This is a genomic window from Variovorax sp. UMC13 (genome assembly GCF_014170375.1).
Taxonomy (GTDB): Bacteria; Pseudomonadota; Gammaproteobacteria; order Burkholderiales; family Burkholderiaceae_C; genus Variovorax.
Genome location: NZ_LZZW01000031.1, coordinates 1 through 26,006, shown reverse-complemented (window position 1 = coordinate 26,006; position 26,006 = coordinate 1). Strand labels below are relative to the sequence as shown.

Sequence of the window (26,006 nt, the reverse complement as noted above, 5' to 3'; positions counted from 1 at the left end):
CGGCTGTCACGAGGCTGACGTGGCACAATGCCAAGGTACTCAGGCCCTTCCCTAGCCACAGTCGCATCCGCCAATCGGTTCAGCCGTGTAGCGGAAGGTTTCTTAAACCAGCTAATGCTTCCTTCAGGGAAGCGAAAGTCAGCGGAATATGAGCGATTCCTCGACGTCCAACGTCTACCAAGCCTATCAAGGCAACACCTACCTCTTCGGCGGCAACGCGCCCTATGTCGAGGAGATGTACGAAAACTACCTCGCCAACCCCGGCAGCGTGCCCGACAACTGGCGCTCCTACTTCGACGCGCTGCAGCATGTGCCGGCCGCCGATGGCAGCAGCGCCCGCGACGTGGCGCACCAGCCCGTCATCAACGCCTTCGCCGAGCGCGCCAAGCAGGGCACGACCAAGGTCGTGCATGCCAGCGGCGCCGATTCCGAGCTGGGCCGCCAGCGCACCGCCGTCCAGCAGCTGATCGCCGCCTACCGCAATGTCGGCGCCCGCTGGGCCGACCTCGATCCGCTCAAGCGCACCGAGCGCCCCGCGATTCCCGAACTCGAGCCCTCGTTCTACGGCCTGCGTGATGCCGACCTCGAGACGGTGTTCAACACCAGCAACACCTTCTTCGGCAAGGACACCATGTCCTTGCGCGACCTGCTCAACGCGCTCAACGAAACGTACTGCGGCACCATCGGCGCCGAGTACATGTACACCACCGACCAGAACCACAAGCGCTGGTGGCAGCAGAAGCTCGAGAGCGCCCGGACCAACCCCAAGCTCAACGGCGAGCAGAAGAAGCACGTGCTCGAGCGCCTGACGGCCGCCGAAGGCCTCGAGCGCTTCCTGCACACCAAGTACGTCGGCCAGAAGCGCTTCTCGCTCGAAGGCGGCGAGAGCTTCATCGTGGCGATGGACGAGCTGATCCAGGAAGCCGGCGCCAAGGGCGTGCAGGAAATCGTGATCGGCATGGCCCACCGCGGCCGCCTCAACGTGCTGGTCAACTCGCTGGGCAAGATGCCCGCCGACCTGTTCGCCGAGTTCGACCACACCGCGCCCGAAGACCTGCCCAGTGGCGACGTCAAGTACCACCAGGGGTTCAGCTCCGACGTGACCACGCGCGGCGGCCCGGTGCACCTGAGCCTGGCGTTCAACCCCTCCCACCTCGAGATCGTGAACCCGGTGGTCGAAGGCTCGGTGCGCGCCCGCATGGACCGCCGCGGCGATCCGCTGGGCAAGCAGGTGCTGCCGATCATCGTTCACGGTGACGCGGCCTTCGCCGGCCAGGGCGTCGTGATGGAAACGCTGGCGCTGGCCGAAACCCGTGGCTATTCCACGGGCGGCACGGTGCACATCGTGATCAACAACCAGATCGGCTTCACCACCAGCGACCCGCGCGACAGCCGCTCGACGCTGTACTGCTCGGACATCGTCAAGATGATCGAGGCCCCGGTGCTGCACGTGAACGGCGACGATCCCGAAGCCGTGGTGCTCGCCACCCAGCTCGCGCTCGAGTTCCGCATGGAATTCCAGAAGGACGTGGTGGTCGACATCATCTGCTTCCGCAAGCTGGGCCACAACGAGCAGGACACGCCTTCGCTGACCCAGCCGCTGATGTACAAGAAGATCGCGGCCCACCCCGGCACGCGCAAGCTGTACGCCGACAAGCTGGCCGCGCAAGGCCTGGGTGATACGCTGGGCGACGACATGGTCAAGGCGCAGCGCGCCGCCTTCGATGCCGGCAAGAACACCTCGGACCCGGTGCTGACCAACTTCAAGAGCAAGTACGCGGTCGACTGGAGTCCCTTCCTCAACAAGAAGTGGACCGACGCTGGCGACACCGCCATCCCGACCTCGGAATGGAAGCGCCTGGCCGAACGCGTGACCTTCGTGCCCGAAGGCTTCACCGTGCATCCGCTGGTGAAGAAGGTGCTGGACGACCGCGCCGCCATGGGCCGCGGCGACGTCAACGTCGACTGGGGCATGGGTGAGCACATGGCCTACGCCTCGCTGGTGGCCAGCGGCTACCCGGTGCGCCTGTCGGGCGAAGACTCGGGCCGCGGCACGTTCACGCACCGCCACGCCGTGCTGCACGACCAGAACCGCGAGAAGTTCGACACCGGCACCTACACGCCGCTGCAGAACGTGGCCGACAACCAGGCCCCGTTCGTGGTCATCGACTCGATCCTGTCCGAAGAAGCCGTGCTGGCCTTCGAATACGGCTACGCCTCGAACGACCCGAACACGCTGGTGATCTGGGAAGCCCAGTTCGGCGACTTCGTCAACGGCGCGCAGGTCGTGATCGACCAGTTCATCGCCTCGGGCGAAGTGAAGTGGGGCCGCATCAACGGCCTGACGCTGATGCTGCCGCACGGCTACGAAGGCCAGGGCCCCGAGCACAGCTCGGCGCGCCTGGAGCGCTTCATGCAGCTGTCGGCCGACACCAACATGCAGGTGGTGCAGCCGACCACGGCCAGCCAGATCTTCCACATCCTGCGTCGCCAGATGGTGCGCAACCTGCGCAAGCCGCTGATCATCCTCACGCCCAAGTCGCTGCTGCGCAACAAGGACGCGACCTCGCCGATCTCCGAGTTCACCAAGGGCGCGTTCCAGACGGTCATCCCCGACCACAAGGAACTCAAGGCCGACAAGGTCAAGCGCCTCGTGGCCTGCTCGGGCAAGGTCTACTACGACCTGGTGAAGAAGCGCGAGGAACGCGGCCAGGACGACACGGCCATCATCCGCGTCGAACAGCTCTATCCCTTCCCGCACAAGGCCTTCGCGGCCGAGATCAAGAAGTACCCGAACCTGGTCGACGTGGTCTGGTGCCAGGACGAGCCGCAGAACCAGGGCGCCTGGTTCTTCGTGCAACACTACATCCACGAGAACATGGCCGACGGCCAGAAGCTCGGCTACTCGGGCCGTGCCGCCTCGGCGTCGCCCGCGGTCGGCTACTCGCACCTGCACCAGGAGCAGCAGAAGGCCCTGGTCGAAGGCGCGTTCGGCAAGCTCAAGGGTTTTGTCCTCACGAAGTGAGCGCGCTCCTTCCTATCCATCCCACAAAAAGTACAAGTCGGAGCACTCTCCAAAATGTCTATCGTTGAAGTCAAAGTCCCCCAGTTGTCCGAATCCGTGGCCGAGGCCACCATGCTCACCTGGAAGAAGAAGCCGGGCGAGGCCGTCGCCGTCGATGAAATCCTGATCGAGATCGAGACCGACAAGGTCGTGCTGGAGGTGCCCGCACCCTCGGCCGGCGTGCTGGCCGAGATCGTCCAGGGCGACGGCGCCACCGTCGTGGCCGATCAGCTGATCGCCAAGATCGACACCGAAGGCAAGGCCGGCGCGGCTGCACCCGCACCCGCCGCTGCGCCCGCACCGGCTGCCGCGGCTCCCGCACCGGCGCAAGCCGCCGCGGCCGCCACCGGTGGTGCCAAGTCCGACGTCGCGATGCCCGCCGCGGCCAAGCTGCTGGCCGACAACAACCTGACGACCGGCGACGTGGCCGGCACGGGCAAGGACGGCCGCGTGACCAAGGGCGACGTGCTCGGCGCCGTGGCCTCGGGCACGACCGCCAAGGCACCGGCCGCCGCGCCGGCCGCCAAGCCCGCGCTGCAGCAGGTCGCCGCACCCGCGAGCCCCAAGGACCTGGGCGAGCGTCCCGAACAGCGCGTGCCGATGAGCCGCCTGCGCGCGCGCATCGCCGAGCGTCTGCTGCAGTCGCAGTCGACCAACGCCATCCTGACCACCTTCAACGAAGTCAACATGGCCCCGGTCATGGAGATGCGCAAGAAGTTCCAGGATGCGTTCACCAAGGAACACGGCGTGAAGATCGGCTTCATGAGCTTCTTCGTGAAGGCCGCGGTGCATGCGCTCAAGAAGTACCCGGTGATCAACGCCTCGGTCGACGGCAACGACATCGTCTACCACGGCTACTTCGACATCGGCATCGCGGTGGGTTCGCCGCGCGGCCTGGTGGTGCCGATCCTGCGCAACGCCGACCAGATGAGCTTCGCCGAGATCGAGAAGAAGATCGCCGAGTTCGGCCAGAAGGCCAAGGACGGCAAGCTGGGCATCGAAGAGATGACCGGTGGCACCTTCTCCATCAGCAACGGCGGCACCTTCGGCTCGATGCTGTCGACGCCCATCATCAACCCGCCGCAGTCGGCCATCCTGGGCGTGCACGCGACCAAGGACCGCGCGGTGGTGGAGAACGGCCAGATCGTGATCCGCCCGATGAACTACCTGGCCATGAGCTACGACCACCGCATCATCGACGGCCGTGAAGCCGTGCTGGGCCTGGTCGCGATGAAGGAAGCGCTGGAAGATCCTTCGCGCTTGCTGTTCGACATCTGATTCGAACGCAATGCGCCGCCTGGCCGTTGTCATGCTCTGCGCGATCGGCGCTTCGGCTTCGGCCGGGGCGGTGGAGCGCGATGCGTGGAGCGGCCTCTACCGGCATGAATGGGTGGCCAACACCCAGGCCGCCCGCGAGCGTCCAGGCGGCGAGCCGTCGCAGCTGACGATCGCCCGAGCGCCCGATGCCGACCCCGCCAAGCTGGTGGAACGCTACCAGGCGGCCTGGCCCGCTGGACCCTGGCCGAGGGCAGCGGCGGCGGCGAGAAGAGCGAGCCGCTGCGCCGCTTCCTGCCGCGTGAATACGCCGAGTGGGGCTGGACGGCCCTGCACGCGGCCGGTCGCATGGAATGCCTGGACGGCGGCCATCTCTTCCTTTGCAAGACCACACCCGACAGCACGGTCGCCTTCGGCCCCGAAGGCCCGAAGCAGGAAACCCTGCGCGTCAAGACGGGTGTCTTTGGAATCGCCCTGCATGCGGGCGCATTCGAACTCAAGAAACTGGACTGAAACATGAGCAAGCAATTCGACGTCATCGTCATCGGTGGTGGCCCCGGCGGCTACATCGCCGCCATCCGCGCGGCCCAACTGGGCTTCAACGTGGCCTGCGTCGACGAATGGAAGAACGCCAAGGGCGGCCCCGCGCTGGGCGGCACCTGCACCAACGTCGGCTGCATCCCCTCGAAGGCGCTGCTGCAGTCGTCGGAGCACTACGAGCACGCCGGCAAGCACTTTGCCGACCACGGCATCAACGTCAAGGGCCTGGAGCTCGACGTCGCCAAGATGCTGGCCCGCAAGGACCAGGTCGTGAAGCAGAACAACGACGGCATCACCTACCTGTTCAAGAAGAACAAGATCACCTCCTTCCATGGCCGCGCCTCCTTCGTGAAGGCGGCCGAGGGCAGCTACGAGATCAAGGTCGCGGGTGCGGCCGAGGAATCCATCGTCGGCAAGCACATCGTCGTGGCCACGGGCTCCAACGCCCGCGCGCTGCCCGGCACGCCCTTCGATGAGGAGAACATCCTGTCGAACGACGGCGCGCTGCGCGTCGGCGACGTGCCGAAGAAGCTCGCGCTGATCGGCTCGGGCGTGATCGGCCTGGAAATGGGCTCGGTCTGGCGCCGCCTCGGCTCGGACGTCACGGTGCTCGAAGGCCTGCCGACCTTCCTGGGCGCGGTCGACGAGCAGATTGCCAAGGAAGCCAAGAAGGCCTTCGACAAGCAGGGCCTGAAAATCGAACTCGGCGTCAAGGTCGGCGAGATCAAGTCGGGCAAGAAGGGTGTGAACGTCGCCTACACCAATGCCAAGGGCGAAGCGGTGTCGCTCGACGTCGACAAGCTGATCGTCTCGATCGGCCGCGTGCCCAACACCATCGGCCTGAACGCCGAAGCCGTGGGCCTGGCGCTGGACGAGCGCGGTGCGATCAACGTCGACGACGAGTGCAAGACCAACCTGCCCAACGTCTGGGCGATCGGCGACGTGGTGCGCGGCCCGATGCTGGCGCACAAGGCGGAAGAAGAGGGCGTGGCGGTGGCCGAGCGCATCGCGGGCCAGCACGGTCACGTCAACTTCAACACCATCCCCTGGGTCATCTACACCTCGCCCGAGATCGCCTGGGTGGGCCAGACCGAGCAGCAGCTCAAGGCTTCGGGCCGCGCCTACAAGGCCGGCACCTTCCCCTTCCTGGCCAACGGCCGCGCGCGCGCGCTGGGCGACACCACCGGCATGGTCAAGTTCCTCGCCGATGCCGCCACCGACGAGATCCTGGGCGTGCACATGGTCGGCCCGCAGGTCAGCGAGCTGATCTCCGAAGCCGTGGTGGCGATGGAGTTCAAGGCCAGCGCCGAGGACATCGCCCGCATCTGCCACGCCCACCCGTCGCTGTCCGAAGCGACCAAGGAAGCGGCATTGGCGGTCGACAAGCGCACGCTGAACTTTTGAGCGTCAAGAAAGCCTACGAGGCCGAGCTTGTTGCTCGCGGCTTCCAGAGCGACCCCGCGCAACTGCGCGCGGTGGACGCGCTGGAGCGCTGCGCCAGCGAGTGGGCCGATTACAAGGCGCAGCGCTCCAACGCGCTGAAGAAGCTGATCAACCGGCCGGAGGTGCCGCGCGGCGTCTACATGTACGGTGGCGTGGGCCGCGGCAAGAGCTTCCTCATGGATTGCTTCTTCAACGCGGTGCCGATCAAGCGCAAGACGCGGCTGCACTTCCACGAGTTCATGCGCGAGGTGCACCGCGAGCTGGCCGACCTGCAGGGCACGGTCAATCCGCTGGACGAACTCGGCCGGCGCATGTCCAAGCGCTTCAAGCTGATCTGCTTCGACGAGTTCCATGTGGCGGACATCACCGACGCCATGATCCTGCACCGGCTGCTGGCCGCGTTGTTCGAGAACGGCGTGGGCTTCGTCACCACCTCCAACTTCAAGCCCGACGACCTGTACCCGGACGGCCTGCACCGCGACCGCATCCTGCCCGCGATCGCGCTGCTCAACGAGAAGCTGGAAGTCATCAGCGTGGACAACGGCACCGACTACCGGCACCGCACGCTGGAGCAGCTGCGGCTCTACCTGACGCCCAACGGCCCCGAGGCCGACGCGGAGATGACGCAGGCCTTCGATCGGCTGGCGGAGTCCGCGGACGAAGACCCGGTGCTGCACATCGAGGCGCGCGAGATCCGTGCGCGGCGCAAGGCGGGGGGCGTGGTCTGGTTCGATTTCAGGACCTTGTGCGGCGGCCCGCGCTCGCAGAACGACTACCTCGAGATCGCGACCCAGTTCCACACGGTGCTGCTGTCCGACGTGCCCCAGATGACGGTGGCGCGGGCCTCTGAAGCACGCCGTTTCACCTGGCTGGTCGACGTGTTCTACGATCGGCGGGTCAAGTTCATCCTGTCGGCGGCCGTGGAGCCGGAGGCGTTGTACACCGAGGGCCCGCTGGCCCACGAGTTTCCGCGCACCGTTTCCCGGCTGACCGAGATGCACTCCGCCGAATTCCTCGCGCTCGAAAGGCGCGTGGTGGACACCCGACTCACATGAAGCTTCGCACCCTGTTCCTGTCGCTGCTGTTGGCCCTGGGCGCGCTGCCCGGCATGGCCCAGACCGCCGCGGCCGACGGCAACGTGGACCTGGCCGCCGAGCGGGCCCGCCTGACGGCGGAGCGCGCGGCGATCGAGGCGCGCACGCAGAAGGAGCAGGCGGCCTGCTATCAGAAGTTCGCAGTCGAGGATTGCCTGATCGACAGCCGTCGCAAGCGCCGCACGCAGGAAGACGACATCAAGCGCCAGGAGGCGGCGCTCAGCGACATCGATCGCAAGCGCCGCGCCGCGGCCCAGCTCAAGCGCCTCGAAGAGGCGGCGCCGCGTCCGCAGGACGATCCGGCTCAGCGCGAACGCGCGCAGGCGGCGCAGCAGGGGCGCGAGCAGCGCGCCGCCGACCACGCCAAGACCCGCGAGGACGCGGCCGCAGAGGCCGCGGTCAATCGCCAGCGGTTCGAAGCCAAGCAGCGCGCGCAGGCGGAAGAGCAGGCCAAGGCCGCACGCACACAGGCAGCGGCGCCCGAAGCCCGCGCGCGCTACGAGCGCAAGCTCGAGAAGGCGAAGGAGCACCGCGAGGCCCGCGAACGCAGCAACGCCGAGCGCGCCAAGCCACGCTCGCCCGCGCTGCCCACGCCGCCGCCCTGAGCGGGGCGGGGCTGGCAGCCAGGCTGCCAGCAGGGGCCGATCAGTACTTGTCCAGCACCGCGCCCGAGCTTGCGCTCGAGGCGTTGAACGCGAACTTAGCCTGCACGCCGCGCGTGTAGCGCGGTGCCGGGGCCTTCCAGCCTTCGCGGCGCTTGGCGATCTCGGCTTCGGGCACGTTGAGTTCGAGCACCAGCTTGTGCGCGTCGATGGTGATCGAATCGCCTTCATTGACGAAGGCGATGGTGCCACCGGCCGCTGCTTCGGGCGCCACGTGGCCCACCACCATGCCCCAGGTGCCGCCCGAGAAGCGGCCGTCGGTGATCAGGCCCACGCTCTCGCCCAGGCCGGCGCCGATCAGCGCGCCCGTGGGGGCCAGCATTTCCGGCATGCCCGGACCGCCCTTGGGGCCGAGGTAGCGCAGCACCATCACGTCGCCGGCCACGATCTTGCCGGCCAGGATGGCGGCCAGCGCCGACTGCTCGTCGTCGAACACGCGCGCCGGGCCGGTGATGACCGGGTTCTTGAGGCCGGTGATCTTGGCGACCGCGCCTTCGGGCGACAGGTTGCCCTTCAGGATCGCCAGGTGGCCTTCGTCGTACATGGGCTTCTCGATCGGGCGGATCACGTCCTGGTCGGCGCGCGGCACGTCGGGCACGTCCTTGAGGACCTCCTCGATGGTCTGGCCGCTGATGGTGATGCAGTCGCCGTGCAGCAGGCCGGCCTTGAGCAGCACCTTCATGACCTGCGGGATGCCGCCGGCCTGGTGCAGGTCGACCGCCAGGTACTTGCCCGAGGGCTTGAGGTCGCAGATCACCGGCACCTTCTTGCGCATGCGCTCGAAGTCGTCGATGGTCCAGTCGACGCCGGCCGTGTGGGCGATCGCCAGGAAGTGCAGCACCGCATTGGTCGAGCCGCCGGTGGCCATGATCACGGCCACCGCGTTCTCGATCGCCTTCTTGGTCACGATGTCGCGCGGCTTCAGGTCCTTCTTGATGGCCTCGATCAGCACCTTGGCCGATTCCTTGGCCGAGTTCTGCTTCTCGTCGTGCGGGTTCGCCATGGTCGAGGAGTAGGGCAGCGACATGCCCAGGGCCTCGAAGGCGCTGGACATGGTGTTGGCGGTGTACATGCCGCCGCAGGAGCCGGTGCCGGGGATGGCGCGCTTCTCGATCTGCAGCAGGTCCTCGTCGCTCAGGTTGCCGGCGGCGTTCTGGCCCACGGCCTCGAACACGCTCACGATGTTCAGGTCCTGGCCCTTGTACTTGCCGGGCAGGATGGTGCCGCCGTAGACATAGATGGCCGGCACGTTCGCGCGCAACATGCCCATCATGCCGCCGGGCATGTTCTTGTCGCAGCCGCCGACCACCAGCACGCCGTCCATCCACTGGCCGCCGACGCAGGTCTCGATGCAATCGGAGATCACTTCGCGGCTCACCAGCGAGAACTTCATGCCCTCGGTGCCCATGGCCATGCCGTCGGAGATGGTGGGGGTGCCGAAGACCTGGGCGTTGCCGCCGGCTTCCTCGATGCCTTCGATGGCCGCGTCGGCCAGCTTCTGCAGGCCCGAGTTGCAGGGCGTGATGGTGCTGTGGCCGTTGGCCACGCCGACCATCGGCTTCTTGAAGTCGGCTTCCTCGTAGCCCATCGCGTAGAACATCGAGCGGTTGGGCGCGCGCGACTTGCCTTCGACGATGTTGGCGCTGCGGCGGTTGATCTGGAGCGGTTTGTCGGCCATGGGTCTCTTCTCGTGGGTTGTCTTGTGGGGGGAGGGCTCGGGGCCAAGTATCCGCGCTTTGACTGATTGGTTCCAATCCATTTTTGGAGCTTGATTGATATGCTCGGCATATGAATGAAGCCTTGATCGACCTGCGTGCCTGGCGCCAGTTCGTCGCCGTGGCCGAGGAACTGCATTTCGGCCGTGCGGCCCAGCGCCTGCACATGACCCAGCCGCCCGTCACGCAGGCCATCGCCCAGCTCGAGAAGACGCTGGGCATCGTGCTGTTCGACCGCACCCGGCGGCGCGTGGCGCTCACGCCCGCGGGCGAGGCGCTGCTGCCCGACGTGCGCGACATGCTCGAGCGCGCGCAGGCACTGCCGGCCCGTGCGCGCGCCGCGGCCGCGGGCGAGGTGGGGCGGGTGCGGCTGGCCTTCGTCTCGACCATCGGCTTCGAGCGGCTGCCGGTGTGGGTGCGCGAGTTCCGCGCGCTGTGCCCCGAGGTGGCGCTGGAGCTGGTCGAGGCCACCGGCGACGTGCAGCTCGAGGCCTTCGCGCGCGGCGAACTCGATGCCGGCCTGATGCTGCATTCGCCCGGCTTCGCGCCGCCCGGGCTCGAGCGGCTGGTGGTGGCGCGCGAGCCGCTGGTGCTGGCGCTGCCGGCCCGGCATGCGCTGGCGCAGGTCGCGGCCCCCACGCTGGCCGAGGTGCTGGCCGAGCCGCTGGTGATCTTCCCGCGCCGCATCGTGCCCTCGCTGCACGACGCGATCTACGGGCTCTACCACGCGGTCGGCCGCACGCCGGTGGTGGCGCAGGAGGCGATCCAGATGCAGACCATCGTCAACCTGGTCTGGGGCGAGCTGGGCGTGGCGTGGGTGCCGCAGAGCGTGCGGCAGTTCCGGCGCGAGGGCGTGGTGTACCGCGCGGCCGCCGAGTTCGCGCCGGCGGGGCGCCAACGCCGGCCAGGGCCGTTCCCGGCCTGCGAGACAAGCCTGGTCTGGCCCGCGGCGCTCGACAACCCGGCCCTGGCGCGCTTCGTCGCCTTCGTGCGGGAGCGCGCGGGCGACGCCTGAGCCGGCGGCTCAGGCCACGGCCTTCGGCTGCCCGCGGGCGGTCCACAGCAGGCTCGCCGCCACAGCCAGCAGCGGCAGCATCGCGAGGTTGATGGCCGGCCAGCCCAGGCCGTGGAGCAGCGCGCCTGAAGCGAAGGACATCAGCGCGGCGGTGCCGCTGTTGGTGAGTTCCATCAGGGCCTGGGCCTGGCCCCGTTCCTGGGGCGCATGCGACTCGCCCAGCAGCGTGGTGCCGGCGATGATCATCAGGTTCCAGCCCACGCCCAGCAGGAAGGAGCTGGCGAAGAAGGGCGCGAAGGTGCTGCCGCCGAGGGCCACGCAGGCGCTTACCGCGATGCAGGCCGCCCCCAGCGCCGCCACGCGCCGGCTGCCCCAGCGGTCGACCAGCGCGCCGGCAAAGAAGGCCGGCAGGAACATGCCGATCACATGCCACTGGATCACCTGCGCGGCCGAGGCGAGCGAGAGGCCGCAGATCTCCATGGCCAGCGGCGTCGCGTTCATCGCCAGCACCATCAGCCCGTGGCCGATGGCCGTCATGCAGACGGCGGCCCGCAGCGCCGGGCGCCGCAGCAGGGCCGGCAGCGTCGACCAGCCGCCGCCGGCCGGTTGCGGCACGGCGCCTTCACGCAGCCGCGACATGACGAGCAGCCCGATCGCGGCCAGCGCGGCGATCGCGAGGTAGGCGCCCGCGAAGGGCGTGGCCAGCGCGTCGCGCGACCAGAGCGCGATGGACGGCGCCAGCAGCGCGGCGCCGATGCCGCCGCCCACCACGCAGGCGGCCGCGCGGCCTTTCTGCGAAGCGTCGACGGCTTCGAGCGCCGCATAGCGGTAATAGCCGGCCGAGGCCTGGTAGACGCCGATGCAGGCGATGCCCGCGCAGAAGACGAGGAAACTGCCCAGCACCACGCCGGCCGCCGCCACGCCGCCGCCGACGATGCCGAAGGCCGCGCCGCGCATGAGCCCGCGCCGGCGCCCGTGGCGCTGCATGAACATCGACAGCGGGCGCACGGCCGCGAGGTTGCCCAGCACCAGCAGCGCCAGCGGCAGGGTCGCCAGCACGGGCCAGGGCGCGAGCCGGGCGCCGACCAGCGAGGTCAGCGTGATGCCGATGATCGAGCACGACCAGTAGAGCGCCTGGCCGAGGAACAGCAGGCGCAGCGAGGCATTGCGGAGCAGCAGCATCGGGCGCGGGCTCAGTCGGCCTGGGCGGCGGTGCCGAAACGCTCCGCATAGGCCTGCGGGCTCACGGCGCGGTGCTTGTGGAAGCTGCGCCGCAGGTTCTCCGGGTGCGCGAAGCCGCACAGCCGCGCCACGGTGGCGATCGAGGCCTGCGCCTGGGCCAGCAGCGCGGAAGCCGCCTCGACCCGCACGCGCTCGACATAGCGGCCGGGTGCCATGCCCAGTTCGCGCTGGAACACGCGCGAGAGGGTGCGCGGTGGCATGCAGGCGCGATCGGCCAGCGCCTGCAGCGAGAGGTCGCTGCCGATCTGGCCCGGGATCCATTCGAGCAGCGTGGCCAGGCGCGGCGCATGCGAGGCCTCGGGTGCGAGCAGGTGGCTGAACTGCGCCTGGCCGCCGGGCCGGCGCATGAACATCACGAGCCGGCGCGCGACCGCCAGCGCGAGCGGCCGGCCCAGGTCCGCCTCGACCAGCGCCAGCGCGAGGTCGATGCCGGCCGTGACGCCGGCCGAGGTGAACAGGTGGCCGTCCTGCGGGCTCGCGCTGTCGTAGGTGTGCAGGCAGTCGGGCTCGATCCGTACCGCCGGATGGCGCCGCCGCAGCGTCTCGGTGCGCGACCAGTGGGTGGTGGCGCGGTGGCCGTCGAGCAGCCCGGCCGCGGCCAGCAGCAGCGCGCCCGAGCAGACCGAGCCCAGCCGCCGGACCTGCGGTTCGACGGCGCGCAGCCAGGCCAGCAGCGAACCGTCGCCCAGCTGGGCATCGACGCCGTCGCCGCCGGGCACCAGCAGCGTGTCGAGGCCCGCGAGTGCGAGGTCGTCGCGCGCCGTGTCGGCGGTCAGCGCAAATCCCGCGGAGGTCAGCACCGGCCCGGCCGTCGCGCCCACCAGCTGCAGGACGTAGGCGGGCGGCAGGCCATGGCCCTTGCGCTCGGCGTTGGCCGAGGCGAAGACCTGCATCGGCCCGACGACGTCCAGGCTCATGAGCTCGGGATAGAGCAGGCAGGCGATGCGGCGCGGCGTGTGCATGCGTCGAGTCTGCGCCGAAAGCGCCGTGGCCACAATGACATCGAGCCCACGGATCTGGCCAATCTGCCGCGGTGGCCGGCGCGCCGGCGGGGTGTAGGCGAACCGTCACGGCGGCCACGGCACAATGCCCGCATGCTCATGTATCCGCAGATCAATCCGATCGCCCTCCAAATCGGGCCCGTCGCCATCCACTGGTACGGCCTGACCTACCTCGCCGCCTTTGCGCTCTTCTATTTCCTCGGCACCCGCCGCCTTCGGCACGAGCCCTTCCGCTCGCTGACCGGGCCCGGCCTTTGGAGCCGCAAGGACGTGGAGGACATCCTGTTCCTCGGCGTGATGGGCGTGATCGTCGGCGGCCGCCTGGGCTACTGCCTGTTCTACAAGCCCGGCTACTACCTCACGCATCCGCTGGAGATCCTCATGGTCTGGCAGGGCGGCATGAGCTTCCATGGCGGGCTGCTGGGCGTGATCGGCGCCATGGTGTGGTTCGCGCATTCGCGCGCCCGGCCGTTCTGGCAGGTGATGGACTTCGTCGCGCCCTGCGTGCCGACCGGCCTGGCCGCGGGCCGGGTGGGCAACTTCATCAACGGCGAACTCTGGGGCCGCTTCTCGAGCCCGGACCTGCCCTGGGGCATGGTGTTCCCGCAGAGCGGCTCGATGCTGCCGCGCCACCCCTCGCAGGTCTACCAGTTCCTGCTCGAAGGCCTGCTGCTGTTCGTGATCCTCTGGCTCTACGCCCGCAAGGAGCGCGTGCAGAGCCGGGTGGCCGCGGTGTTCCTGATCGGCTACGGCGCGATGCGCTTCATCGCCGAGTACTTCCGCGAGCCCGACGACTTCCTCGGCCTGCTGGCGCTCAACATGAGCATGGGCCAGTGGCTGTGCGTGCCGATGATCGCCTTCGGCATCTGGGTCTACCTGAGCGCACCGGCGCGCGCCGCGCGCCGCTGAACCTTCAACTGCCGAGCGACAGCGTGCTGCGGAACACGCGCGCGTCGCCCGTCACCGGATCGGTGAAGCCCAGCGTCTGCGCCAGCAATTGCAGCGGATGGGCGTGGTCCTCGTCGCCTTCCGCGCGCAGCACCGGGTAGACCGGGTCGTTGACGATCGGCATGCCCAGCGCCGCGCAGTGCACGCGCAACTGGTGCTTGCGGCCCGTGACCGGCGACAGCCGCAGGCGCAGCCGGCCGCCGTCGAGCGCCGCGAGTTGCTCGATGCGGGTCTCGGAGTTCGCCTCGCCCGGCACCTCGCGCATGCGCATGAAGGCCAGGTCCTCGGCCAGCCGGCTGCGGTGCACCGCGGGCAGGGGCCGCGGCCCGGGGCCGTGCACGATGGCCTCGTAGGTCTTGTGCACCTCGCGTTCCGCGAAGATGCGCTGGTAGTGGCCGCGCGTGGCGGGCTCGACGCTGAACAGCACCAGGCCCGCGGTGCTGCGGTCGATGCGGTGCACCGGCGCCAGCGTGTCGATGCCCAGCCGGCGCTTGAGTCGCACCAGCAGGCTCTCCTGCAGGTACTTGCCGCCGGGCGTGACCGGCAGGAAGTGCGGCTTGTCGGCCACCACCAGCTGCGCGTCCTGGAACAGCAGCACCTCGTCGAAGGGCACGCGCGGCTCGTCCGGGATCTCGCGGTAGTAGTAGACGCGGCGGTGGGCCCGGTAGGGCAAGGTCCGCGTGACCGTCTCGCCGTGCTCGTCGATCACCTCGCCGGCGTCGATGCGCGCCAGCCAGGTGGCGGAGCCGACCGCCGGAAAGCGTTCCAGCAAAAAGTCCAGCACCGTCGGCCAGGCGCCCGGCGGCAGGCCCACGCAGCTGGGGCCGACGCCGTCGCGGGTCGGCAGGGGGAGGGGAGGGGCAGGGGCGCGCACGGCCTCGACTGTAGCCGTCCCGTGGGCGCGGGCCAGGGTTTCCACCGGCGCGCGGCCATTGCCAGCACGCGCTGTTGTTCCCATAATTACGCGTAATTATCGGAAATTACGGGTCGCACGCAGCGAGCAGAGCCGCACTGCAGCGGCCGTCCGCCCCACGCCGATCCACCCGCCAGGGCTATCTACACCATGCGCATCGTTGCCAACTCGCTGCACGACGAAGTCGCCACATCGCTGCGGGAAGAAATCTTCGCGGGCACGCTGGCACCGGGCAGCTTCCTCGACGAGGCCGCGTTGTGCGAGCGGCTGGCCATCTCGCGCACGCCGCTGCGCGAGGCCTTGAAGGTGCTCACGGCCGAGGGCCTGCTGCGCCACGAGCCGCGCCGCGGCTGCTTCGTGGCCGAGGTGACCGAGCGCGACCTCGACGAGATCTTTCCGGTGATCGCGTTGCTCGAGGGCCGCTGCGCCTGGGAGGCCGCGCGCAACGCGAGCGATGCCGACATCGCCACGCTCGAAGGGCTGCACGACAAGCTGGTCAAGCATGCCGCGGCCAAGCGCATCACTGCCTACTACGCGACCAACCTGGTGATCCACGAGGCCATCATCACGCTGGCCGACAACCGCTGGCTGGCCCAGACCATCGGCGACCTGCGCAAGATCCTCAAGCTCGCGCGGCTGCAGCAGCTCAACGCACCGGGCCGGCTGGCGCAGAGCCTGTCGGAACACCTGGCCGTGTTCGCGGCGCTCAAGGCGCGCGACAGCGACGGCGCCGAGGCCGCGATGCGCACCCATCTCCACCGCCAGCGCGAAGCCCTGCGCGCCGTGGCGCTTCAACAGAAATCGAGGCTGGCTTCATGAATGCTTCCACCTGGCTCACGCGCAGCGTGTCGCGCCTGCGCCCCGGCGCCACCCCGGCGGCTGAGCCCGAGGCGGAGACCACGGCGGCGGCCCCGGCCAGGAAGAAGGCCCCGCTGCCGCCGCGCACCCTGAGCGAGCGGCTCGAGGCCACGCTGCGCCGCCATGGCGAGGCGATGGCACCGCGGGCGCTGCGGCGCGCGCTGACCGATCTGCAATCGGTGGTCGACGCGCGCGTCAGCGAAGTCGAGGCCGGCCGGCGCGCCTGCGAAGTCATGCGCTGGTATGCCGAACTCGATGCCGCCGAGCGGCGCGACGTCTGGCTGCTGATCAGCGAGCGCTTCGCGCCCGACGCCAAGAAGCTCAGCAGCGCCCGCGCGCGCCACGAGGCGGCGGCCGGCACCGCCGACGAAGGGCAGGCCGAGGTGCACCTGCGCCGCGCGCTGGCCTCGCCGCGCGCGCGCCTGCTGCAGCGCTTCACCATCGACCCCGACGGCATGCGCTTCCTGATCGACCTGCGGGCCGAGCTGCTGCCGCAGGTCAAGGGCGAGCGTCGCCTGGTGCCGCTCGATGCCGAACTGGAACACCTGTTCTCGACCTGGTTCGACGTCGCCTTCCTCGACCTGCGCCGCATCAGCTGGGACTCGCCGGCCTCGCTGATCGAGAAGCTGATCCAGTACGAGGCGGTGCACGACATCAAGAGCTGGGCCGACGTGAAGAACCGGCTCGACAGCGACCGCCGCTGCTACGGTTTCTTCCATCCGCGCCTGCCCGACGTGCCGCTGATCTTCGTCGAGGTGGCGCTGGTCGACCACCTGAGCGACGGCATCGTGCCGCTGCTCGACGAGGCCGCGGCGCTGGCCAGCGCGGACAAGGCCAGCACCGCGATCTTCTATTCGATCAGCAACACCCAGACCGGCCTGCGTGGCGTGAGCTTCGGCGATTCGCTGATCAAGCGCGTGGTCGAGACGCTGCAGGCCGAGCTCCCGCGGCTCAAGGTCTTCGCCACGCTGTCGCCGATCCCGGGCTTTCGCCACTGGCTGGCCAAGCACGCGGCCGAGATGCTGCTGCGGCTCGACGACAAGCGCGCCGCCGAGCTGGGCCGGGCGCTGGGCTCGCTGCCGCCCACGCCGGAGCGCCTCTTGGCCGCGGCCGACGATGCGCTGGCGCTGGATGCGAAATCGCCGGTGCGCCAGATGCTGATGCAGTGCGCGGCCGAGTACCTGGGCCGCGCGACGGTCGAGGGCAAGCCGGTCGATCCGGTGGCGCGCTTCCACCTGGGCAACGGGGCGCGGGTGCAGCGCCTCAACTGGGCTGGCGACCCCTCGGGCAAGGGCGTCAAGCAGGCCTACGGGCTGATGGTCAACTACCTCTACGATCTCAAGCGGCTTGACAAGCACCGCGCGCTGCTGGCGCAGGGCAAGGTGGCGGTGTCGGGCGATGTCGACGGGCTCTTCTTCAAGAACAAGAGCTGAGCGCACGGTTTTTCGACGGGCCGATTTCCACGGCGTGCCGACGGCCCCGGCACATGAGCGTTGCAGAAAAACAGGAGACAAGACAATGAACCACAGCTTTCAGCGCCGCGACATGCTGCGCCTGGCCGCGGCGGCCGCGGCCGTCCTTGGCGGCGGCGCGCAGGCGCAATCCGGCTGGCCCTCCAAGCCCGTTACATTGGTCGTGCCGTTCCCGGCCGGCGGCGGCACCGACGCCTTCGCGCGGCCCTTGTCGGCGCAGTTCTCCAAGAGCACCGGCCAGACGCTGGTGATCGACAACCGCGGCGGCGCGGGCGGCACGCTGGGCGCGAGCGTCGCGGCCAAGCTGCCGCCGGACGGCTACGGCCTGTTCATGGGCGCGGTGCACCACGCGATCGCGCCCTCGATCTATCCCAAGCTCGACTACGACATCGAGAAGGACTTCATGCCGCTGATGCTGCTGGCCAACGCGCCGCAGGTGGTGGTGGTCAACCCCAAGCGCGTGGCGCAGACCACCATCCAGGAGTTCATCGCCTATGCCAAGCGCAACCCGGCCAAGATGAACTACGGCTCGGCCGGCGCCGGCACCTCGCACCACCTGGCGGGCGAGCTGTTCAAGCAGCAGACCGGCACCTTCATCACGCACATCCCCTACCGCGGCGCGGGCCCGATGCTGCAAGACCTGATCGCGGGCAACGTCGACGTCTGCTTCGACGGCCTGGGCTCGTCCTCGCAGCACATCAAGGGCGGCCGCATCAAGGCGCTGATGATGGCCGGCGCCAAGCGCAACCCGGCCTTCCCCGACGTGCCCTGCGCGGCCGAGGTGGGCCTGCCCGACTACACCGTGACCACCTGGTACGGCCTGTGGGCGCCCAAGGGCACGCCGGCCGAGGTGCAATCGCGCATCATCGAGGACATGAAGAAAGCCCTGGCCACCGACGAGCTCAAGACCATCTGGGCCGCCAACGGCTCGGAGATTCCCAACCTCACGAACGCGGCCTATGGCGGCTTCGTCAATGCCGAGATCAGGCGCTGGGCCGCGGTGGTCAAGGCCTCCGGCGCCAAACTGGAATAAGGAAAGAACCATGGCGGGTGAGATTCGCGTCGAACGCGAGGGCGCGATCGCCTTCGTGACGCTGGTGCATGCGGGGCGCCTGAACGCCATGTCGCGCGCGATGTGGCGTGAACTGCGTGCGGCCTTCGAAGCTTTCGCGGCCGACACCGCCCTGCGCTGCATCGTGCTGCGCGGGAAGGGCGGGGCCTTCTGCGCCGGCGGCGACATCTCGGAATACCCGTCCTTCCGTTTCGACACGGCCGTGCTGCGCGTCTTCCATGAAGACGAGGTCGGGGCCGCGCTCAAGGCGCTGCGCGGCTGCGAAGTGCCGATGCTCGCGCAGATCGAAGGCGCCTGCATGGGCGCTGGCCTCGAGATCGCGAGCTGCTGCGACATCCGGCTGGCCGGCGCCTCGGCGAAGTTCGGCGCGCCCATCGCCAAGCTCGGCTTCCCGATGGCACCCTACGAGGCCGCGCTGGTGCATCGCGCGGTGGGCGACGCGCTGGCGCGCGACATGCTGCTGGCCGCGGGCGTGCACGGCGCGCCCCGGCTGAAGGAGGCCGGCTTCCTGCTCGAGGTGCTGCCCGATGCGGCCGTCGCCGACGCGGTGCGGGTGCATGCGCATCGCATCGCCGCACTCGCGCCCGAGGCCGCGCGCGCCCACAAACGCATGCTGGCCGCATTGGCCGGCGTCGACAGCGGCGGGGTCGAAGCCCTGCTGCCCACGGCCTACGATTACGCCGATTCCCCCGAACACCGCGAAGGCATCGCCGCCTTCCTTGCCAAACGTCCTCCTGTTTTCCGAGACCCCGCATGACGACCCACGCCAACCTCTTCGCCGCGCTGCGCGCCGCCTTCCCCGCCGACCTCGATGCGGTCGCGGTCGAGACCGACGACGGTCTGCTCTATTCCTGGCGCGACCTCGACCGCGCGAGCGCGATGATCGCCAACCTGTTCGCCGCGCTGGACCTGGAAGAGGGCGCGCGCATCGCGGTGCAGGTCGAGAAGTCGGTCGAGGCGCTGATGCTCTACCTGGCCACGCTGCGCGCGGGCTATGTGTTCCTGCCGCTCAACACCGCCTACCGCGGGGCCGAGATCGAGTACTTCATCGGCAACGCCGAGCCGGCGGTGGTGGTGTGCAGCAGCGCCAACGCCGGCTGGGTCGGCCCGATCGCGCAGGCCGCGGGCACGCGCCATGTGTTCACGCTCGACGACGACCGCACCGGCACCTTGCTCGAACTCGCTGCGCAGTGCAGCGACCGGCACACCGTGGCGCGCAAGCAAGACGACGACCTGGCCGCCATCCTCTACACCAGCGGCACCACCGGCCGCAGCAAGGGCGCGATGCTCACGCACCGCAACCTGCTGTCGAATGCCGAGGTGCTCAAGGACTACTGGGGCTGGACCGAAGGCGATGTGCTGATCCATGCGCTGCCCATCTTCCACGTGCACGGCCTGTTCGTCGCGATCCACGGCGCGCTGCTCAACGGCAGCAAGATGATCTGGCTCAACAAGTTCGACCCGAAGCGCGTGGTGGCGCGGCTGCCCGAGGCCACGGTCTTCATGGGCGTGCCCACGCTCTACGTGCGCATGCTGGCCGAGCCCGGGCTCACGAAGAAGGCCTGCAAGCGCATGCGCCTGTTCATCGCGGGTTCGGCGCCGCTCTTGATCGAGACCTTCCACGCCTGGCAGCAGCGCACCGGCCACACCATCCTCGAGCGCTACGGCATGAGCGAGACCGCGATGCTCACCTCCAACCCCTACAGCGCGGTGCAGGGCGAGCGTCGCGGCGGCACGGTGGGCTTCGCGCTGCCGGGCGTGCAGCTGCGCGTGCGCATCGCCGACGAGAACGGCGACAGCCGCGAGGCCGGCACGGGCGAGATCGGCAACATCGAGGTCGACGGCCCCAACGTGTTCGCGGGCTACTGGCGCATGCCCGAGAAGACGAAGGAGGAGTTCACCGCCGATGGCTTCTTCAAGACCGGCGATGTGGGCCAGATCGACGGCCTGGGCTACATCACCATCATCGGCCGCAGCAAGGACCTGATCATCAGCGGCGGCTACAACGTCTACCCGGCCGAGATCGAAGGCTTCATCAACGAACTGCCGGGCGTGGCCGAGAGCGCGGTGGTGGGCGTGCCCCATGCGGACTTCGGCGAGGTGGGCGTGGCCGTGGTCACGACCAAGCCGGGCGCCCAGATCGATGCGGAAGCCATCGTGGCCGAGCTCAAGGCGAAGCTGGCCAACTTCAAGGTGCCCAAGCGCTGCTTCGTGGTCGGCGAACTGCCGCGCAACGCCATGGGCAAGGTGCAGAAGGCGCTGCTGCGCGAACAGCACAAGGGTCTGTTCGCGCGCGCCTGATCCTCAATCGGGCAGCGCGCTCAGCGCGCGCGGCTCTTCGACCTGGGTTGCGTTGTGCTCGGAACGGTAGCGCGAGGCCATCGCATAGACCGCCTTGCGCACCCGCATCACCGAGCCGATGGGCCGGTGCGCGGCCAGGCCGTGCCAGGGGCTGAAGGACATGCCGTCGTCCACCGCCGCCGAGCGCGCGGCGCTCCAGGCCACCTGCGGACGGGCCACGATGCGCGCCACCGTGAGGTAGGGGCTCAGGTCCTCGGGCCATTGGACCGAGGCATCCTCGATCGGCATCTTCTCCAGATCGGTGCACAGCTGCACCCGCAGCTCCCAGGTGCCGCCATGGACGCCGAAATGCGCGACCACGGCATCGCGCAGGGCGTTGGGCCGCTCGCCCAGGTCGACCGGCGCATCGGTCAGCGCCGTAAGTTCGGGCGACACCGGCACCAGCTGCAGCTTGCCCATGTAGGGGCCGAAGCGCATGGGCACCTGCGTGTAGAAGGTCTCGCCCAGGATGTTCGTCGCGGGATGGCCGCCCAGCGCCTTGAGCGTGCCGCTCTCGCCGCCGGCCTTCTCGATCAGGCTCTCGAGTCCGCGCAAGGTGGCCGACAGCGCCTTCTTGAGGCCCGGCGCCTTGTCGGTGCTGGCCGCCAGCAGCTTGAGCGTGCCCAGGAATTTCTTCGCGGTCGGAGCGCTGAACACCGGGCCGTTGACCATCAGGAGGTCCTGCGTGACGTCTTCTTCCGAGCCGGGCAGGCGCTCGCCCGGCACGCCCACGATCTTCAGGCCCAGGCCGCGCGGCGTCGACACGCTGTCCTCCAGCAGGTCGCCGGGCACGGTCGACAGGCGCATCACGACCGGGTAGCTGGCGGGCGTCGCGAACACACCCTGCGCGAGCATCTCGGGCAGGCCGGCCGCGACCTGCAGCTCGCCGAACAGCAGGCCATGGCTCTTCGCGTGCACGCTGCGGTAGGCGTGGCCCTCGTCCTTGCGCACGGTCTCGTTGATCTCGTAGAGCGTCTCGTTGAGCGCGCGCTCGGTCTCGGCCTCGTCGTCCTCGAGCGCTTCGTATGCCGGCTGGTAGGGCAGCGGTGTGATGGGGTGCGTGGTGGGGTCGCTCATGGCATTTCCTTTGAATCGTGGGTGAAAACTGGCGGGCGGCTGCCGGTGCGGCGCAGCCGGATCGGGATCGCCTTGAAGGCCGGCACCTGGCTCCCCTCGGCGTGGTGTGCGAGCGGCACCAGCGGATTGCATTCGGGGAAGTAGCCGGCCGCGCAGCCCGCGGGGATGTCGAAGGGCGTCACACGCAGGCCGGCCACTTCGCGCGTCACGCCGTCGTCTGTGGCCGTGCAGGCGGTCACGGTGTCGCCCTCGGCGAGGCCCAGGCGCGCGATGTCGGCCGCATGCAGCAGCAGCACCTGGCGCGTGCCGTAGATGCCGCGGAAGCGGTCGTCGAGGCTGTAGATGGTGGTGTTGAACTGGTCGTCGCTGCGCATCGTCATGAGGTGCAGCACGTCCGGCGCGGTCTCGGGCGTGTCGGGGTCGGCCACCAGCGTGTCGGGCGCGATGAACTGCGCCTTGCCGCTGGGCGTCTTCCAGATGCGCTCGCGCGCCGGGATCGGCCGGTGGAAGCCGCCGGGCGCACGGAAGCGGCCGTTGAAGTCGCGGAAGATCTCGGGCCAGGTGGCCTCGATGGCGTCGCGCACGCGGCCGTAGTCGCCCGCCCAGGCGTCCCAGGGCACGTGGTCGTTGGGCTCGAGCGTGGCCTGCGCGATGCCCGCGATGATCGCGGCCTCGGAGCGCAGCGTGGCTTCGGCCGGTTCCGCCATGCCGTCGGAGGCGTGCATGAAGCCGGTGGAATCCTCCACCGACACCGTCTGCGCGCCGCCCGCCTGCCGGTCGATCTCGATGCGGCCCAGGCAGGGCAGCAGGTAGGCCACCTCGCCATGCACCAGGTGGCTTCGGTTGAGCTTGGTCGCGATCTGCACCGTGAGCCGCAGGCGCCGCCAGGCCGCCTCGACGCGCGCGGTTTCGGGCACCGCGCGCAGGAAGTTGCCGCCCAGGCCGACGAAGGCGCGCACCGAGCCGTCGAGCACGCCTTCGCAGGTGGCGACGGTGTTGCGCCCCTGGTCGCGCGGCGGCTCGAAGCGGTAGAGCGCGGCCAGCGTGTCCAGCGGCGCGAGCTCGGGCTTCTCGGTGATGCCCACGGTGCGCTGGCCCTGCACGTTGGAATGGCCGCGCACCGGGCAGATGCCCGCGCCGCGCCGGCCGATGTGCCCGCCCAGGAGCAGCAGGTTGGACACCATCTGCACGTTCATCACGCCCTTGCGGTGCTGCGTCAGTCCCATGCCGTAGATGCCGATCACGGCCCGTGCGCGGGCATAGACCGCGGCCGCCTGTTCGAGCGCCGCGCGTGTGAGGCCCGATTCGGCTTCGATCGCCTCCCATGGCGTCTCGCGCATGCGCGCGGCGAAGCCATCGAAGCCCTGCGTGTGCTCGGCGATGAAGTCCGCGTCGACCACGCGTGCGGCACCGCTGCGCTGCGCTTCGTCGTCGGCCGCGATCAGCGCCTTGCACAGCCCGCTGATGGCCGCGATGTCGCCGCCGATCTTCAGCTGCAGGTACTGCGTGCTGATGGCGGTCTGGGCCGGCGTGAGCATCTCGATCGGCGACTGGGGGTTGGCGAAGCTCACCAGCCCGCGTTCCTTGAGCGGGTTGAAGCTCACGATCGGCACGCCGCGCTGCCGTGCCTCCTGCAGCTGGTGCAGCATGCGCGGGCTGTTCACGCCCACGTTCTGGCCGAAGAAGAAGATCGCGTCGGTCTGGTCGAAGTCGTCGAGCGTCACCGTCCCCACCGGCACGCCGATGGTCTGGGGCAGCGCCACCGAGGTGCTCTCGTGGCACATGTTGGAGCTGTCGGGCAGGTTGTTGTTGCCGTAGAGACGGGCCAGCAGCTGGTACATGTAGCTGGCTTCCAGCGAGGCGCGGCCCGAGGCATAGAACACGGTCGACTTCGGGTCGGCCGCCCGCAGCGCGCGCAGTTCGGCGCCGATGCCTGCATAGGCTTCCTCCCAGCTGACTTCGAGGTAGCGGTCGCTGGTCGCGTCCCAGCGCAGCGGCACGGTGAGTCGGCCGCCTTCCTCGAGCGCATGGTCGCTCCAGCTTTCGAGCGAGGTGAGCGTGTGGTCCTGGAAGAAGCCGGGCGGCATGCGCTTGGCGGTGAGCTCCCAGGCCGTGGCCTTGGCGCCGTTCTCGCAGAACTCGGCGCGGTGCGGCTTGGCAGGCTTGGCCCAGGCGCAGCTCACGCAGGCGAAGCCGCCGTGCTGGTTCTGCTTGAGCAGCGCCTTGGCACCCTGGATCGGAATGCGTTCGCGTGCCAGCACGCCGGCCACGGCCTTGAGGGAGCCCCAGCCGCCGGCCGGATGTTCGTTGGGTTCGAAGGTGGGGGTGTCGCTCACGTCGCCGGCCATTTCGTGGGGCCGCGCGATCGGCGGCCGATGGCCTGCAGTATTCGGACTGCCGCAAAGGCCCGCGTAGGGCAGTGCTGCCGCGCGGTGTCGGACGGGCCGCCACCGACAATGCGCGCATGAAAACTCTCGCGCTCTTCGTCGCCACCGCGCTGGCCGAAATCGTCGGCTGCTACCTGCCCTGGCTCTGGCTCAAGCAGGGCCGGTCGGTCTGGTTGCTGCTGCCCGCGGCGCTGAGCCTGGCGCTGTTCGCCTGGCTGCTCACGCTGCACGCCACGGCCGCGGGACGGGTCTACGCGGCCTATGGCGGCGTCTACATCGGCGTGGCCATCGCCTGGCTCTGGGCCGTGGACGGCATCCGGCCCACGCCCTGGGACGTGGCCGGCGTGGCGGTCGCGCTCGCCGGCATGGGGCTGATCATGTTCCAGCCCAAGTGAAGAACGAGCCTACTTGACGAGCAGCACCGAGACCGGACTCTCGGCCACCACCTTGCTGGCCACCGAGCCCATGAGCGCGCGGCCGAACAGGCCGTGGCCGTGCGTGCCCATCACGATCAGGCCGGCGCCGGCTTCCTTGGCCGCGGCGACGATCTCCTCGGGCGCATGGCCATGGCGCTCCTGCGTGGTGAACGCGCTCACGCCGTGCTCGGTCAAGGTCTTCTTCACGGGCTCGAAGACCTTGGCCGCTTCTTCGGCGTAGTAGCCATCGACGATTTCCTTGGCCACATGGCGCTTCACATTGCCCGGCAGGGCGGTGCAGACGTGCAGCACCAGCAACTCATGGCCATCGACGAACATGGTGCGGTGCTCGGCCAGGTAGGCCAGGGCTTTCTGGGTGTAGGGGCTGCCATCGACGGCGACGAGGATTTTCATGGGAGTCCTTTCAAGGTCATGGAAGAGGTGCGACCGTGGGCACGGCCCCTCTGCGACATGTGACCACAGCCGGATGCCTCCGGGGGCGCTTGCCCCCGAAGACGCTGCGGTCTTGACCCCGAGCGTAGGGCCCCAGTCGGCCCGCCGGCTTGACGCAGGTCAAGCCGCGGGGCCGGACATCCTCAGCGCTTGGGCTTGAGTTCGACGATCAGCGCGGGCGGCACCCGGCCGTCGACGTCGCGCGGCAGCTTCTCGGTCTTCTGCAGCGCGCGCAACGCGGCTTGGTCCCAGGCCGGCAGGCCGCTGGACTTGACCAGCCGCGGCGTGCCCACGATGGTGCCGTCGGGCGCCAGCCGCACGTCGAATTCGGCCGCCGGGTTGCCGTTGACGAGTTCGGCATCGGGGAACACGACGTTGGGCCGCACGGCCGCCGCCACCCGGCCGCCGTAGCTGCCCGAGGGGCCGGAGGACTTCAGCGCGTTGCCGGTGGCGTTGTCGTCGCCGCTGGCGCCGGCCAGGCCCTGCATGCGCTTGAGCGTGGCAGCGCGGTCGGCCGCGGCCTGCTTGGCGGCATCGGCTTCCTTCTTCTTCGCCGCCTCGGCCTGCTGCTGCTGCTGTTGCTGCTGCTTGGCCTCGGCTTCCTTCTTCTTGCGCGCGTCGGCCTGGGCCTTTTCCTGGGCTTCGCGGCGGTCCTGCGCTTCTTCCTCGGCGCGGCGCTTGGCGTCGAGCGCCTTCTTTTCCTGGGCCGCCTTCTTCGCGGCTTCCATCTTCTTTTCCTGCTTGGCCTGCTCGATCTCCTGCTCGCGTTCCTTCTGTTCGCGGGCCTTCTTCTCGCGCTCGAGCGCGATGTCGGGCGGACGCGGGGCGGGGGCAGGCTCGGGCGCCTTAAGGCCCGCGAACAGAAGGAACGCGAGCAGGAGATCGAGCAGGCCAAGCAGGAAAAGAAGATGGAAGCCGCGAAGAAGGCGGCCCAGGAAAAGAAGGCGCTCGACGCCAAGCGCCGCGCCGAGGAAGAAGCGCAGGACCGCCGCGAAGCCCAGGAAAAGGCCCAGGCCGAC

The 26,006-nt window shown here is 69.3% G+C and carries 22 protein-coding genes; 14 read left to right on the top strand and 8 right to left on the bottom strand.

The window, feature by feature from the left end:
- The first annotated feature begins 148 nt into the window (after nt 1-148).
- The 6 genes from A9977_RS25090 (at nt 149) to A9977_RS25065 (ending at nt 8,021) form a co-directional block, all read left to right on the top strand.
- On the top strand, nt 149-3,025 hold the full coding sequence (locus tag A9977_RS25090) for a 2-oxoglutarate dehydrogenase E1 component (protein ID WP_183027580.1): 2,877 nt from the start codon (nt 149-151) through the stop codon (nt 3,023-3,025).
- A 54-nt stretch (nt 3,026-3,079) separates the two neighbouring features.
- Entirely contained in the window at nt 3,080-4,342 is a 1,263-nt protein-coding gene (gene odhB / locus A9977_RS25085) for a 2-oxoglutarate dehydrogenase complex dihydrolipoyllysine-residue succinyltransferase (RefSeq protein ID WP_183027579.1), read from the top strand.
- Nucleotides 4,343-4,687: 345 nt separating this feature from the next.
- Nucleotides 4,688-4,852, top strand: a complete 165-nt coding sequence (locus A9977_RS25080; protein WP_183027578.1) for a hypothetical protein — start codon at nt 4,688-4,690, stop codon at nt 4,850-4,852.
- A gap of 3 nt (nt 4,853-4,855) precedes the next feature.
- Nucleotides 4,856-6,283 (top strand): dihydrolipoyl dehydrogenase, encoded by a 1,428-nt coding sequence (gene lpdA / locus A9977_RS25075; RefSeq protein ID WP_183027577.1) that lies wholly within the window; start codon nt 4,856-4,858, stop codon nt 6,281-6,283.
- Nucleotides 6,280-7,377 carry a cell division protein ZapE gene (zapE, locus tag A9977_RS25070; RefSeq protein ID WP_183027576.1) on the top strand — a complete coding sequence of 366 codons (1,098 nt, stop codon included), beginning with the start codon at nt 6,280-6,282 and terminating at the stop codon, nt 7,375-7,377. The genes lpdA and zapE overlap by 4 nt, the downstream gene beginning before the upstream one ends.
- Nucleotides 7,374-8,021, top strand: coding sequence for a hypothetical protein (locus A9977_RS25065; protein ID WP_183027575.1), 648 nt, complete (start codon nt 7,374-7,376; stop codon nt 8,019-8,021). The genes zapE and A9977_RS25065 overlap by 4 nt, the downstream gene beginning before the upstream one ends.
- Nucleotides 8,022-8,061: 40 nt before the next feature.
- Here the strand turns inward: A9977_RS25065 and ilvD are convergent, their stop codons facing one another.
- Nucleotides 8,062-9,756: a dihydroxy-acid dehydratase gene (gene ilvD, locus A9977_RS25060; protein WP_183027574.1), complete on the bottom strand. Its 1,695-nt coding sequence runs from the start codon at nt 9,754-9,756 to the stop codon at nt 8,062-8,064.
- A 110-nt stretch (nt 9,757-9,866) separates the two neighbouring features.
- Here ilvD and A9977_RS25055 point away from each other — a divergent pair, with 110 nt between their 5' ends.
- A complete protein-coding gene (locus tag A9977_RS25055) occupies nt 9,867-10,808 on the top strand; it encodes a LysR family transcriptional regulator (RefSeq protein WP_183027573.1) in 942 nt (313 codons plus the stop codon).
- Between the two features lie 9 nt (nt 10,809-10,817).
- Here the strand turns inward: A9977_RS25055 and A9977_RS25050 are convergent, their stop codons facing one another.
- Together A9977_RS25050 and A9977_RS25045 are read right to left on the bottom strand one after the other, a co-directional pair.
- A complete protein-coding gene (locus A9977_RS25050; RefSeq protein ID WP_183027572.1) occupies nt 10,818-11,990 on the bottom strand; it encodes an MFS transporter in 1,173 nt (390 codons plus the stop codon).
- 11 nt (nt 11,991-12,001) lie between these two features.
- Nucleotides 12,002-13,012, bottom strand: coding sequence for a GlxA family transcriptional regulator (locus A9977_RS25045; protein ID WP_183027571.1), 1,011 nt, complete (start codon nt 13,010-13,012; stop codon nt 12,002-12,004).
- Between the two features lie 132 nt (nt 13,013-13,144).
- Here A9977_RS25045 and lgt point away from each other — a divergent pair, with 132 nt between their 5' ends.
- Complete coding sequence (gene lgt, locus A9977_RS25040; RefSeq protein ID WP_183027570.1) at nt 13,145-13,960, top strand: prolipoprotein diacylglyceryl transferase; 816 nt, start codon at nt 13,145-13,147, stop codon at nt 13,958-13,960.
- A 4-nt stretch (nt 13,961-13,964) separates the two neighbouring features.
- On the opposite strand, the gene A9977_RS25035 is transcribed toward lgt, so the two are convergent.
- A complete protein-coding gene (locus A9977_RS25035) occupies nt 13,965-14,873 on the bottom strand; it encodes a pseudouridine synthase (RefSeq protein WP_310936191.1) in 909 nt (302 codons plus the stop codon).
- 189 nt (nt 14,874-15,062) lie between these two features.
- On the opposite strand from A9977_RS25035, the gene A9977_RS25030 reads away from it, so the two are divergent.
- From A9977_RS25030 to A9977_RS25010, 5 genes are all read left to right on the top strand, one after another.
- The gene (locus A9977_RS25030) at nt 15,063-15,731 is read left to right on the top strand and encodes a GntR family transcriptional regulator (RefSeq protein ID WP_183027568.1); all 669 of its coding nucleotides are present in this window, start codon (nt 15,063-15,065) and stop codon (nt 15,729-15,731) included.
- Complete coding sequence (locus A9977_RS25025; protein WP_183027567.1) at nt 15,728-17,203, top strand: malonyl-CoA decarboxylase; 1,476 nt, start codon at nt 15,728-15,730, stop codon at nt 17,201-17,203. Before A9977_RS25030 ends, A9977_RS25025 begins: the two co-directional genes overlap by 4 nt.
- A gap of 85 nt (nt 17,204-17,288) precedes the next feature.
- Complete coding sequence (locus A9977_RS25020; protein ID WP_183027566.1) at nt 17,289-18,275, top strand: tripartite tricarboxylate transporter substrate binding protein; 987 nt, start codon at nt 17,289-17,291, stop codon at nt 18,273-18,275.
- A 10-nt stretch (nt 18,276-18,285) separates the two neighbouring features.
- Nucleotides 18,286-19,071: an enoyl-CoA hydratase/isomerase family protein gene (locus A9977_RS25015; RefSeq protein WP_183027565.1), complete on the top strand. Its 786-nt coding sequence runs from the start codon at nt 18,286-18,288 to the stop codon at nt 19,069-19,071.
- Entirely contained in the window at nt 19,068-20,615 is a 1,548-nt protein-coding gene (locus tag A9977_RS25010) for a malonyl-CoA synthase (RefSeq protein WP_183027564.1), read from the top strand. Before A9977_RS25015 ends, A9977_RS25010 begins: the two co-directional genes overlap by 4 nt.
- Before the next feature lie 3 nt (nt 20,616-20,618).
- On the opposite strand, the gene A9977_RS25005 is transcribed toward A9977_RS25010, so the two are convergent.
- Together A9977_RS25005 and A9977_RS25000 are read right to left on the bottom strand one after the other, a co-directional pair.
- Nucleotides 20,619-21,731 (bottom strand): catalase family protein, encoded by a 1,113-nt coding sequence (locus A9977_RS25005; RefSeq protein WP_183027563.1) that lies wholly within the window; start codon nt 21,729-21,731, stop codon nt 20,619-20,621.
- Nucleotides 21,728-24,079, bottom strand: coding sequence for an FdhF/YdeP family oxidoreductase (locus A9977_RS25000; protein WP_183027562.1), 2,352 nt, complete (start codon nt 24,077-24,079; stop codon nt 21,728-21,730). The genes A9977_RS25005 and A9977_RS25000 overlap by 4 nt, the downstream gene beginning before the upstream one ends.
- A gap of 116 nt (nt 24,080-24,195) precedes the next feature.
- On the opposite strand from A9977_RS25000, the gene A9977_RS24995 reads away from it, so the two are divergent.
- Nucleotides 24,196-24,513: a YnfA family protein gene (locus A9977_RS24995; protein WP_183027561.1), complete on the top strand. Its 318-nt coding sequence runs from the start codon at nt 24,196-24,198 to the stop codon at nt 24,511-24,513.
- A gap of 9 nt (nt 24,514-24,522) precedes the next feature.
- Here the strand turns inward: A9977_RS24995 and A9977_RS24990 are convergent, their stop codons facing one another.
- Together A9977_RS24990 and tolA are read right to left on the bottom strand one after the other, a co-directional pair.
- Nucleotides 24,523-24,948, bottom strand: a complete 426-nt coding sequence (locus A9977_RS24990; protein ID WP_183027560.1) for a universal stress protein — start codon at nt 24,946-24,948, stop codon at nt 24,523-24,525.
- 182 nt (nt 24,949-25,130) lie between these two features.
- Nucleotides 25,131-26,006: cell envelope integrity protein TolA (tolA, locus tag A9977_RS24985; protein WP_183027559.1), on the bottom strand; the 876-nt coding region annotated here is incomplete at its 5' end.